At 56.4% G+C, this 12138-nt stretch carries 9 protein-coding genes; 4 read left to right on the forward strand and 5 right to left on the reverse strand.

What is annotated here, in order from left to right; all coding sequences use genetic code 11:
- The first annotated feature begins 406 nt into the window (after positions 1–406).
- The 4 genes from metA to aceK all read left to right on the forward strand — a co-directional run bounded on the left by metA (position 407) and on the right by aceK (position 6501).
- Entirely contained in the window at positions 407–1336 is a 930-nt protein-coding gene (metA, locus tag FCL49_RS16235) for a homoserine O-acetyltransferase MetA (RefSeq protein WP_099065617.1), read from the forward strand.
- 386 nt (positions 1337–1722) lie between these two features.
- Entirely contained in the window at positions 1723–3321 is a 1599-nt protein-coding gene (gene aceB, locus FCL49_RS16240; protein ID WP_174354357.1) for a malate synthase A, read from the forward strand.
- Between the two features lie 47 nt (positions 3322–3368).
- Positions 3369–4676 carry an isocitrate lyase gene (gene aceA / locus FCL49_RS16245; protein ID WP_135318285.1) on the forward strand — a complete coding sequence of 436 codons (1308 nt, stop codon included), beginning with the start codon at positions 3369–3371 and terminating at the stop codon, positions 4674–4676.
- Positions 4677–4746: 70 nt separating this feature from the next.
- On the forward strand, positions 4747–6501 hold the full coding sequence (aceK, locus tag FCL49_RS16250) for a bifunctional isocitrate dehydrogenase kinase/phosphatase (protein ID WP_153858785.1): 1755 nt from the start codon (positions 4747–4749) through the stop codon (positions 6499–6501).
- Between the two features lie 30 nt (positions 6502–6531).
- Here aceK and FCL49_RS16255 read toward each other — a convergent pair whose 3' ends face one another.
- The 5 genes from FCL49_RS16255 to iclR all read right to left on the reverse strand — a co-directional run bounded on the left by FCL49_RS16255 (position 6532) and on the right by iclR (position 12109).
- Positions 6532–7173 carry a bifunctional 4-hydroxy-2-oxoglutarate aldolase/2-dehydro-3-deoxy-phosphogluconate aldolase gene (locus tag FCL49_RS16255; RefSeq protein WP_174354358.1) on the reverse strand — a complete coding sequence of 214 codons (642 nt, stop codon included), beginning with the start codon at positions 7171–7173 and terminating at the stop codon, positions 6532–6534.
- A gap of 56 nt (positions 7174–7229) precedes the next feature.
- A complete protein-coding gene (edd, locus tag FCL49_RS16260) occupies positions 7230–9044 on the reverse strand; it encodes a phosphogluconate dehydratase (protein WP_174354359.1) in 1815 nt (604 codons plus the stop codon).
- 110 nt (positions 9045–9154) lie between these two features.
- The gene (gntU, locus tag FCL49_RS16265) at positions 9155–10492 is read right to left on the reverse strand and encodes a gluconate transporter (RefSeq protein WP_174354360.1); all 1338 of its coding nucleotides are present in this window, start codon (positions 10490–10492) and stop codon (positions 9155–9157) included.
- Positions 10489–11028: a gluconokinase gene (gene gntK / locus FCL49_RS16270; RefSeq protein WP_037426661.1), complete on the reverse strand. Its 540-nt coding sequence runs from the start codon at positions 11026–11028 to the stop codon at positions 10489–10491. Before gntK ends, gntU begins: the two co-directional genes overlap by 4 nt.
- A gap of 250 nt (positions 11029–11278) precedes the next feature.
- Positions 11279–12109 (reverse strand): glyoxylate bypass operon transcriptional repressor IclR, encoded by an 831-nt coding sequence (iclR, locus tag FCL49_RS16275; RefSeq protein WP_012147185.1) that lies wholly within the window; start codon positions 12107–12109, stop codon positions 11279–11281.
- Positions 12110–12138: the final 29 nt, after the last annotated feature.

The following is a 12138-nucleotide window of genomic DNA, read 5'->3' on the forward strand; positions in this document are numbered from 1 at the left end:
TCCCCATGCGAGAGTAGGACACTGCCAAGCATCAAACAAAGTACGAAGCCTCATGCGAAAGCATGGGGCTTTTTACTTTTTCTGTTATTCGGTGTTCAGTTCGAGCATGGATAGGCGAAAAGCCCGTCGGGAACGGGCTTTAACGCCGCTTGCGGCGGCCCCAAAGGGGTGAGTCTCAGGATGAGACGAGTATTGCAGGACACTGCCAGGCATCAATTAAGCCAAGAGGCCATCCGAAAGGATGGCCTTTTTGCTTTGTACCTCGCTAAAACGTGCGGATCCTGCCTATGCCAAGGCAATGAAACATTTTCACCTTCCGGTTGAATGCTCGACATTATGCTAAAAAGACGCTATCTTCGGGCATCTAGAAGTCTAAACGTTTAAATGGATGTGTGAGGGTTAAGCAATGCCGATTCGTGTTCCTGATGAGTTACCTGCAGTCAGTTTTTTGCGCAATGAGAATGTCTTTGTGATGACATCCTCTCGGGCAAAAACACAGGAAATCAGGCCGTTGAAAGTGCTGATCCTCAACCTGATGCCAAAGAAGATTGAGACGGAAAACCAATTTTTACGTCTGCTTTCCAACTCTTCGCTGCAAATTGATATCCAACTGCTGCGTATTGATAGCCGTGAGTCGAAGAACACGCCGGCGGAGCATCTGAACAATTTCTACTGTGATTTTGAAGATATTCAGGATGAGAATTTCGACGGATTGATTGTCACCGGGGCGCCGCTGGGACTGGTCGATTTCTGTGACGTTGCCTACTGGCCACAGATCGAACGGGTGATTGACTGGGCCAAGAATCACGTCACCTCCACGTTGTTTGTATGCTGGGCGGTGCAGGCTGCCTTAAACATTCTGTACGGTATCCCGAAGATGACGCGTGAAGTGAAACTTTCGGGGGTTTATCAGCACCAAACGCTGCAGCAGCATGCCTTACTGACTCGCGGTTTTGATGAAACCTTCCTGGCGCCTCACTCACGCTATGCGGACTTCCCTACGGAAATTATCCGCCAGTATACGGATCTGGATATCCTGGCCGAATCAGAGCAGACCGGGGCTTATTTGTTCGCCAGCAAGGACAAGCGCCTGGCGTTTGTGACCGGCCACCCGGAGTATGATGCGCTAACGCTGGCTGGCGAGTATTGTCGTGATAACGAGGCCGGTCTTAACCCTGTGGTACCGCTGAATTACTTCCCCGATGATAATCCCGAACTCACCCCCAAAGCCTCCTGGCGCAGCCATGGCCATCTGCTGTTTGCCAACTGGCTCAACTACTATGTTTACCAGATCACACCATACGATCTGCGTCATATGAACCCGACTCTCGAGTAACTTTTTTCCCCTTGTTGGCGGCTGAATCGAGGCCGCCGATGTCATCTCTTCCCTATCTGTCTTCCTCATTCCACCCTCTTTTTTAGTAAAAACCATTGTCTTACAACTACTTAAATTTATTTTATCTCTACTGTGGAACCGGTTTCCTTAACAGTTTCTGTTGTTATGTTTATTAACCAATTGATAATAAAAGGTTAATAAAATATTTTTCAATAAAATGGAAATGGTTTTTGATTTTTATTTTTAGTTGAGTATTCTTAGATCCAGAGAGAAGAGATCTGACCAGTTGAGGATCGTTTTATACGCCCTGATCCACACTGATTTCTGATGAAGATGCGCCGGCTTAATGGCAACGGCGGTGCGCAACGATAGGAAGGAGCAAGACAATGACGCAACAGATAGTAGGCACGGAATTAACGTTTACGCAGGGTTTTAGCGCTGCTGAGCGACAGGTGTTGACGGATGACGCGGTCGAATTCCTGGCGGAACTGGTGAGTAAATTTACTCCACAGCGCAACAAACTGTTGGCTGTGCGTGCCTGCTGGCAGCAGAAGATCGATCAAGGCGATCTTCCAGACTTCATTTCGGAAACTGCTTCCATTCGTGAGAGTGAGTGGTCGATCCGCGGCATACCAGAGGATCTTCGCGACCGCCGGGTGGAGATCACCGGCCCGGTTGAACGCAAGATGGTCATCAACGCCCTGAACGCCAATGTGAAGGTGTTTATGGCTGATTTCGAAGACTCACTGGCGCCGAGCTGGGACAAAGTCATCGACGGCCAAATCAACCTGCATGACGCGGTGAACGGCACCATCTCTTACACCAATGAAGCCGGCAAGATTTATCAGTTGAAGCCGAACCCGGCGGTATTGATTGCGCGCGTACGCGGCCTGCATTTACCGGAAAAACACGTGCAGTGGCAGGGGGAAGCGATCCCCGGCGGCCTGTTCGATTTTGCGCTGTATTTCTTCCACAACTATCGTCAATTGCTGGCTAAAGGCAGCGGCCCTTATTTCTACCTGCCAAAAACCCAGTCCTGGCAGGAAGCGGCCTGGTGGTGCGAGGTCTTCAGCTTTGCCGAGGATCGTTTCTCCCTGCCACGCGGCACGATCAAAGCCACGGTGCTGATCGAAACGCTGCCGGCGGTATTCCAGATGGACGAGATCCTGTACCACCTGCGCGATCATATCGTCGGTTTGAACTGCGGCCGTTGGGATTACATCTTCAGCTACATCAAGACGCTGAAAAATCATGCCGACCGGGTATTGCCGGATCGTCAGTCGGTCACCATGGACAAGTTATTCCTTAGCGCCTATTCCCGGTTGCTGATCAAGACCTGCCATAAGCGCGGTGCCTTTGCCATGGGCGGTATGGCGGCGTTTATCCCGAGCAAAGACGCCGAGAAAAATGCCTGGGTGCTGAACAAGGTGCGGGCGGATAAAGAGCTGGAGGCCAATAACGGCCACGACGGTACCTGGGTGGCCCATCCAGGGTTGGCGGATACCGTAATGGAAGTCTTCAGCCGGGTACTCGGTGAGCGCCGTAACCAACTGGAAGTGCTGCGTGAAAATGACGCGCCAATCAGTGCTGCGCAGCTGCTGGAACCTTGTGACGGTGAGCGTACCGAAGCCGGCATGCGCGCCAATATCCGCGTGGCGGTGCAGTACATCGAAGCCTGGATCTCCGGCAATGGCTGCGTCCCGATTTATGGCCTGATGGAAGATGCGGCGACGGCGGAAATTTCCCGTACCTCTATCTGGCAGTGGATCCACCATGAAAAGAGCCTGAGCGATGGCCAACTGGTCACCAAGGCGCTGTTCCGTCAGATGCTGAAAGAAGAAATGTTGGTAGTACGTGAAGAGTTGGGTGAAACGCGCTTTAACGCCGGCCGCTTCGAAGAAGCTGCACGCCTGATGGAACGTATCACTACGCAAGACGAATTAATCGATTTCCTGACTTTACCGGGCTATGAGCTGCTGGCCTGAATCCGTTCCTGACCATTAACCCTACATTATTGAAAAGGATAAAAATTATGTCTACCTCTCGTGCTCAACAGATCCAACAACTGGAACAGGAATGGAAATCGGCTCGCTGGGAAGGTATCACCCGCCCATACAGCGCGGAAGACGTCATTAACCTGCGTGGTTCAGTTAACCCGGCCTGCACCCTGGCACAGAACGGTGCCGCCAAACTGTGGGAACTGCTGCACGGTAAATCACGCAAAGGCTACGTCAACAGTCTGGGGGCGCTGACCGGCGGCCAGGCGCTGCAGCAGGCCAAGGCAGGTATTGAAGCGATTTACCTGTCCGGTTGGCAGGTGGCGGCGGATGCCAACACGGCGTCGGCGATGTACCCGGACCAGTCACTGTATCCGGTCGATTCCGTACCCGGCGTGGTTGAGCGCATTAACAACACCTTCCGCCGCGCCGACCAGATCCAGTGGGCCAACAAAATAGAGCCGGGCAGCAAAGGTTACACCGATTACTTCCTGCCGATCGTCGCCGATGCCGAAGCCGGCTTTGGTGGCGTGCTGAATGCTTTCGAACTGATGAAGGCGATGATTGAGGCCGGTGCTGCCGGGGTGCACTTCGAAGATCAACTGGCGGCGGTGAAAAAGTGCGGTCATATGGGCGGCAAAGTGCTGGTGCCAACCCAGGAAGCGATTCAGAAATTGGTTGCTGCGCGTCTGGCGGCCGATGTGCTCGGCGTGCCGACGCTGGTTATTGCGCGTACCGATGCTGACGCCGCCGATTTACTGACTTCTGACTGCGACCCGTACGACCGCGAGTTTGTGTCCGGTGAGCGCACTGCCGAAGGTTTCTTCCGCACCCACGCCGGTGTCGAGCAGGCGATCAGCCGTGGTCTGGCCTATTGCCCTTACGCTGACCTGGTGTGGTGCGAAACCTCCACGCCGGATCTACAGGCGGCCAAGCGCTTTGCCGATGCAATCCATGCCAAATTCCCGGGCAAACTGCTGGCGTACAACTGCTCGCCGTCATTCAACTGGAAAAAGAACCTGGACGACCAGACGATTGCTCGCTTCCAGGAAGAGCTGTCGGCGATGGGTTACAAGTACCAGTTCATCACGCTGGCGGGCATCCACAGCATGTGGTTCAACATGTTTGACCTGGCGCATGCCTATGCGCAGGGCGAGGGCATGAAGCACTACGTCGAAAAAGTGCAGCAGCCAGAGTTCGATGCCGTGGCTCGCGGTTACACCTTTGCCTCACACCAGCAGGAAGTAGGCACCGGTTACTTCGACAAGGTGACCACCATTATTCAGGGCGGTGCTTCATCGGTTACCGCGCTGACCGGTTCGACGGAAGAACAGCAGTTCTGAGGCGGCAACGCTGACAAGTTGTAACCTGGAGCCTGCTTATGCAGGCTCTATTTTCTGGCGGGAGGTAAGGATGGCGGCAAAACTGGAGCTGTTGATCGCGCAGACGATCCTGCAGGGCTTTGATGCACAGTACGGGCGCTTTCTGGAGGTGACCGCTGGTGCGCAGCAGCGTTTTGAGCGGGCGGACTGGCCGGCAGTGCAGCAGGCGATGAAAAAGCGTATCCATCTGTATGATCACCACGTCGGCCTGGTGGTAGAGCAGCTGAAGTGCATCACCGGGCAACAGTATTTTGATGCAGACTTCCCCAGCCGGGTGAAGGCGGTGTATACCGATCTGCTGCCGGAGTACCCACGTTTTGAGATTGCCGAAAGCTTCTTCAATTCGGTCTACTGTCGGCTGTTCAGGCATCGCGATCTGACGCCGGAAAAACTGTTTGTTTTCAGCTCCCAGCCAGAAGGGCGCTTTCGCGATATCCCACGTCCACTATCACGCGATTTCACCGCCAACGGTGACGTCTCGGCAATGCTGTACAACCTGCTGACCGACTTGCCTCTGCGGTTGCCGTGGGAAAATTTATCGCGCGATATTGATTACATCACGCTGGCCTTGCAGCAGAGTTTCAGCGCGCAGCAATTGGCAGGCGCGACTTTCCAGATCGCCAATGAGCTGTTTTACCGCAACAAGGCGGCCTGGCTGGTGGGGAAATTGCGTGTGGCAGACCGGGTCTATCCTTTCCTGCTGCCGATCCATCACAGTGATTCCGGCGCCTTGTTTATTGATACCTGCCTGACCAGCAAGGCCGAGGCCAGCATCGTATTCGGCTTCGCCCGCTCTTACTTTATGGTTTACGCGCCCCTGCCGGCGGCAATGGTCGAGTGGCTGCGTGAAATACTGCCGGGCAAAACCACCGCCGAGCTGTATATGGCGATTGGTTGCCAGAAGCACGGAAAAACAGAATGTTACCGTGAGTACCTGACGTTTATGAGTGGCTCGCAGGAGCAGTTCATCATCGCGCCGGGGGTGAAGGGCATGGTGATGCTGGTATTTACCCTGCCGTCTTTCGATCGGGTATTCAAGGTGATCAAGGATGAGTTTGCGCCACAAAAAGAAGTGACGCAGGCGCAGGTGATGGCCTGCTACCAACTGGTGAAAGAACACGACCGCGTAGGGCGGATGGCGGATACCCAGGAGTACGAAAACTTTGTTGTCGACAAGGCGCGACTCAGTCCGGAGCTGCTGGCGGAACTGCAGCGCGAGGTGCCGGATAAGCTGGAGGATCTGGGCGATCGCATCGCGATCAAGCATCTGTATATGGAACGACGCATGACACCGCTGAATCTGTATCTGGAACAGGCCGATGAACAGCAGATGCGCGACGCGATAGAAGAATACGGTAACGCCATCAAGCAACTGGCCGCCGCCAATATTTTCCCTGGCGATATGCTGTTCAAGAACTTTGGCGTGACCCGGCACGGGCGGGTGGTGTTCTATGACTACGATGAGATTTGCTACATGACCGAGGTCAACTTCCGCGATATTCCGCCTCCGCGCTATCCGGAAGACGAGTTGGCGAGCGAACCCTGGTACAGTGTGTCACCCAATGATGTATTCCCGGAGGAGTTCAGGCATTTCCTGTGTGGCGATCGGCGCATCCGACAGGTGTTTGAAGAGATGCATCGTGACCTGTTCGAGGCCGATTACTGGCGCGGATTGCAACAGCGCATCCGCGATGGGCATGTGGAAGACGTGTTTGCTTACCGTAAAAAACGGCGTTTCAGCCAGCGTAGTGGTGCGGCGCTGCCCGCGACATCGGCGACTGCATAAGGGCGCGGTTGATTACCGCGCCCGATAAGATTACGCTTTCGCACCCGCAACGGCGGCGCGCGCCAATTCGGTGATGCGGGCGTAGTCACCGCTTTCCAGTGCCTCTGCCGGTACCAGCCAGGAGCCGCCTATGCACAGCACGCTTTTCAGTGCCAGATAGTCACGGTAGTTGTTCGGTGAGATGCCGCCGGTTGGGCAGAAGCGGACCTGTGGGAACGGGCCACTGATGGCCTGTAGCGCTTTCACGCCACCGTTGGCTTCCGCCGGGAAGAATTTAAACTCGCGCAGGCCGTGATCCATGCCCAGCATCAGTTCCGATACGGTACAAATACCGGGAATTAACGGAATCGAACCGGCAGTGGCCGCTTTCAGCAGATCGGTGGTCAGGCCTGGGCTGATGGCGAACTGGGCTCCTGCCTCGGTCACTTCCTGCAGTTGCTGTGGATTAATGACCGTGCCGGCACCGATAATCGCGTCAGGCACTTCTTTGGCAATCGCACGGATCGCGTCCATCGCGCAGGGGGTGCGCAGTGTCACTTCCAATACCCGCACGCCACCGGCGACCAGGGCTTTTGCCAACGGCACCGCATGTTCCAGCTTGTTGATGACGATTACCGGGACCACAGGTCCGGCCATCAGGATCTGCTCTGCGCTTGTTTTCCAATTGTTCATTAACGGTTTTCTCCAGTTATGGCCGCCGCCGTCGGGCTGCACGGCCATGCTATCGGTTAAAATTTAATGCAGCAGGCGCCCTGTTCGGCCCCGGAAAGCTGGCTGCGCAAGGCGCCGAACAGTTCACGGCCACAGCCGATATGTTCTGCGCTCAGGTCGGGTTGATAAGGTGCGCGCTGGGCCAGCAGGTCGGCATCGACCAACAATGCCAGCTCGCCAGTGCGGCCGTTCACGCGGATCAGGTCGCCGTTTTGCACCTTGGCCAGCATGCCACCGGTGTAGGCTTCCGGGGTCACGTGAATGGCGGACGGAACCTTGCCGGAAGCGCCGGACAGGCGGCCATCGGTTACCAGGGCCACTTTAAAGCCACGGTCCATCAATACGCCCAGCGGCGGCATCAGCTTGTGCAGCTCTGGCATGCCATTGGCCTGTGGCCCCTGGAAGCGCACCACCACCACACAATCGCGATCCAGTTTGCCGGCTTCAAACGCCGGAACGATGTCATGCTGGCTTTCAAATACCACTGCCGGCGCTTCGATAATCTGGTTTTCGGCGGGGACAGCCGAGGTTTTCATTACCGCCCGGCCGAGATTACCGGCCAGCACCTTGGTCCCGCCGTGGTGCTCGAAAGGCTCGGCCACGCTGGCGATAACCTTGGCGTCGAGCGACGTTTCCGTGCCCTCACGCCAGGCCAGTTGGCCGTTATCCAGCCAGGGTTCCTGGGTGTAGCGCGTCAGGCCAAAACCGGCCACTGTATGCACGTCTTCGTGCAGCAGGCCGTGTTTCAACAGTTCGCGTACCACCAGGGCAACGCCGCCCGAGGCCTGGAATTGGTTGATATCCGCCGGGCCGTTCGGGTAGATGCGGCATAACAATGGCACCGCGTCCGACAGTTCGGAGAAATCATCCCAGTTGATAATGATGCCGGCGGCGCGAGCCATTGCCACCATGTGCATGGTCAGGTTGGTGGAGCCACCGGTAGCCAACAGCGCAACGATACCGTTCACCACCACCTTCTCATCCACCAGTCGGCCGATCGGCAGATAGTTACCGGCGGTTTCGGTCAGGCGAGTGACCTGACGTGCGGCCGCGTCGGTCAATGCATCGCGCAGGGGGGTATCAGGGTGGACGAAAGAGGCCCCCGGCAGATGCAGCCCCATCACTTCCATCACCATTTGGTTGGTGTTGGCGGTGCCGTAGAAGGTGCAGGTGCCGATGCCATGGTAGGAGGCGGCCTCGGCCTCCAGCAGTGCCAGACGGTCGGCCTTGCCTTCGGCATACAGTTGACGCACCCGGACTTTCTCTTTGTTTGGCAAACCGCTGCTCATCGGGCCGGCGGGGACAAACAGCGACGGCAAATGGCCAAAGGACAGGGCGGACATCACCAGTCCCGGTACGATTTTGTCGCAGATGCCGAGGAACAACGCGCCGTCGAACATATTGTGTGACAGGCCGATGGCGGACGACATGGCGATCACGTCACGACTCATCAGCGACAGCTCCATGCCGTCCTGTCCCTGAGTCACACCGTCGCACATCGCCGGGACGCCACCGGCTACCTGGCCGACAGCCCCTACCGCGTGCAGTGCCTGTTTCAGCTTTTGCGGGTAGTTTTCGTAGGGCTGGTGGGCGGACAACATGTCGTTGTAAGCGGTAATGATGGCGATATCGCTGCGCACCATATTTTTCAGCGCAGTTTTGTCATCCGGCTGGCAGGCGGCAAAGCCATGGGCCAGGTTACCGCAGGCCAACTGCGCCCGATGCACGGTTTGTGAACGCGCGGCTTCAATACGTGCCAGATAGGCGGCGCGGCTCGATTTGGAACGGTCGATGATGCGTTGTGTGACACGGGATAGGGTTGGATTAATCATACCTTCCTCACATGCTATTTGTTATAGACGCCGCCTGTGGCGGTGCCCCCGGTGGTGAATTGCAGCCCTGATGTGCAAGGCCGGGGGCGCTGTTATGTCGTTATAGTGTTTTAAAACAGGGTGAAAGCAATCATGCCGATAATCCCGCCCACGCTACCCAGAATGGTTTCCATCACCGTCCAGGTTTTCAGCGTTTGCAGCTCATTGGCACCGGTAAATTTGCCGAACAGCCAGAAACCGGCGTCGTTGACGTGACTGAGGACGATAGACCCACCGGCAATACAGATAGCCAGCGCGGCCAGTTGTCCGCCGCCAAGCCCCAGTTGGCTGGTCACCGGTAGCACCAGGCCGACGGTAGTCAGGCAGGCCACGGTGGCAGATCCCTGGATCACTCGCACCATGGCGGACAGTACAAAGGCCGCGACGGCGATCGGCAGACCGGTGCCAATCATGGCGTCACCCAATGCCGGGCCGACGCCGGAATCCACCAAAATCTGTTTGAATACGCCACCGGCACCGGTCATCAGCAGAATGATCCCGGCGGGCTGCACTGCCGCAGAGCAGATGGCTAGCGTTTGTTCGTTGGTCATGCCGCGTGGTTTTGCCAGACCATAAATCACGATCAAACAGGCGACCAAAATGGCGATAAACGGGTGGCCAATAAATTCCAGCCACTGTTGTAACTGTGAGCCAGGCGTGACCAGGCGGGCACCAATGGTCTTCATGCCGACCAGCACCAATGGGCAGAGTACCAGCGCCAGGCTAAGGCCAAATGACGGCAGTTTGGCGGTGTTCAGCACCGGTTCGTTTTCATCCGCCGGCATTGACCAGTTAACATAGCGGCTGATAAAGCTGCCGTATAACGGGCCTGCAATCAGCATGCCGAGCACTGCGGCGACCAGACCGATGGCAATCATCCAGCCGAAGTCGGCCTTCATTTGTGAAGCCAGCAACATCGGTACCGGCCCCGGCAGCAAGAACGAAGCGGCGGCGGCGACACCCGCAAACAGCGGGATGGCCAGCTTAACGATGTTGCCGTCGGTGCGGCGCGCCACGGCAAACACGATGCCGATCAGCAGCACCACGGCCACGTCAAAGAACAGCGGCAGGGCGCAGATCAAACCGGCAATACCGAGCGCGTAATGGGCCTTGCTTTGGCCGAAACGTTTCAGCAAATGTGCCGCAATTTGGTCCAGCGCACCGACCTCATGCAGTATCTTGCCGAACATCGCGCCCAGCGCCACCACGATCGCCAGGAAACCCAGCGTATCGCCCATGCCTTTTTGCATGGTATCGGCAATGCGGTCCAGCGGCATGCCGGAGAAGATACCGGCGGCGATAGACACCAGCATTAATGCGACGAAGGCGTGCATACGCGCCTTCATCACCAGAAACAGCAATAAGAGAACAGAGCCGACTGCGGTACCGACCAGCGTTACAGTATTCACGCGCACACGTCCTGTGGCAGGAAGCTTTGGATATGTTTCACCGTATCGGCGATCACCCCTTCCAGCGGCTGGTTGATGTCCACAGACATCACGTCGCTTTCATCTGCGCCCGGTTGTTCCAGTGCAGCAAACTGTGTCACCAGCATCTGCGGTTTGAAGAAGTGACCGTTGCGGGCTGCCAGGCGAGCTTCAATCACCGGGAAGTCACCGTGCAGGTAGATAAACGACAGGTTTCCGTTACCGGCACGCAGGCGATCGCGGTAGTGTTTTTTCAGCGCTGAACAGACGATAACCGAAACATTGTTGGTGCGCTGCATGGCGAAGGCGGCGTCGTTGAGTGCGGCCAGCCAAGGGGCCCGATCGTCATCATTCAACGGTTCGCCAGCGGCCATTTTCAAGATATTACTGCGCGGATGCAGAAAATCACCGTCGAGGAACCCGGCAGACAATTGGCGGGCCGCTGCGGCGGCCACAGCGGACTTGCCGCTGCCGGAAACGCCCATAATGACGTAAATACGGTTCTGATTATTGGTCATGGCTTAGCTCCAAAACGATGAGAGACGTTACCTTATTTTATTTGTTACCGGTAACATGTTATCGGTAACATTGTCGAAGGAACTTTCGTCGGTTGCAATGGGCTTTAGCGGCCAGGATCGTTATCTGTGATCGGCTTCAAGTTTTTATTGAGGGAGAGAAACAGGATCGGTACAGCGATTTACATGCTGACAACAGCAAGGCAGAAGGGGGCAGGGTGCAGAAACTGCACCCTTGGCAAGAGTGATATGCTTAACGCACGCCGCCATATTCCAGGCTGATCTCTTTCGCCGCGTGGATCACCAACGCGCCCAGCTCAGTCACGCGGTTGTCGGTGATGCGAGACACCGGGCCGGAGATGGAGATGGCGGCGAAGGCTTCACGGTGCTCGTCGAAGATGCAGGCCGCTACGCAGCGCAGGCCGAGCGCATGTTCTTCGTCGTCAAAGGAAAAGCCCTGCTTGCGAATTTGCGCCAGCCCTTCCTTCAGGTTGTGCGGCGTCAGGGTATGTTGGGTGTAGGTTTGCATGCCCTTTTTATGCAGCAGTTTGGTGACCTGTTCATCCGGCAGGGTGGAAAGAAAGGCCTTCCCCGCGCCGGAAGCGTGCATCGGCAGTTTACCGCCGATCGGTGCCGACATGCGCATCAACGCGGTGCACTGTACCTGATCGATAATAATCGCCTGATACTCGCTGGTATCCAGCACCGCCAGATTAACCGTCTCGCCGGACTCTTCCATCAGGCGACGCAGCGTTGGGTGCACCATCGCCAACAGATTACGACTCTGTAAAAAGCTGCTGCCGACCACAAAGGCGTGTGAGCCGATGGTCCACAGGCCCAGATCGCCCACCTGCCGCACGAATCCTTGCTGTTGCATGGTGGTCAGCAGGCGGTGGGTGGTGGAGTTTGGCAAGCCGGCCTGTTGGGCCAGATCGGTTAGCGCGACATTGCCCTGGGCTTCGGCAATGTATTCCAATAATTTCAGACCACGGGTCAGCGACTGTACCTGGCCGGTCGCCGCACTGGCGGTCGGGGATGCAGCACGGGGCTTTTTGCCACGTTTGGCAGGAGCAGGGGTGACCATAATTCACATTCCTTTTTCCGTATGATGGA

Source organism: Serratia proteamaculans (assembly GCF_013337185.1).
Classification (GTDB): domain Bacteria; phylum Pseudomonadota; class Gammaproteobacteria; order Enterobacterales; family Enterobacteriaceae; genus Serratia; species Serratia proteamaculans_D.

Bases quoted from the DNA above. Each gene is read 5' to 3' on its own strand.
- metA (WP_099065617.1), top strand. From the start codon at position 407: ATGCCGATTCGTGTTCCTGATGAGTTACCTGCAGTCAGTTTTTTGCGC.
- aceB (WP_174354357.1), top strand. From the start codon at position 1,723: ATGACGCAACAGATAGTAGGCACGGAATTAACGTTTACGCAGGGTTTT.
- aceA (WP_135318285.1), top strand. From the start codon at position 3,369: ATGTCTACCTCTCGTGCTCAACAGATCCAACAACTGGAACAGGAATGG.
- aceK (WP_153858785.1), top strand. From the start codon at position 4,747: ATGGCGGCAAAACTGGAGCTGTTGATCGCGCAGACGATCCTGCAGGGC.
- FCL49_RS16255 (WP_174354358.1), bottom strand. From the start codon at position 7,173: ATGAACAATTGGAAAACAAGCGCAGAGCAGATCCTGATGGCCGGACCT.
- edd (WP_174354359.1), bottom strand. From the start codon at position 9,044: ATGATTAATCCAACCCTATCCCGTGTCACACAACGCATCATCGACCGT.
- gntK (WP_037426661.1), bottom strand. From the start codon at position 11,028: ATGACCAATAATCAGAACCGTATTTACGTCATTATGGGCGTTTCCGGC.
- iclR (WP_012147185.1), bottom strand. From the start codon at position 12,109: ATGGTCACCCCTGCTCCTGCCAAACGTGGCAAAAAGCCCCGTGCTGCA.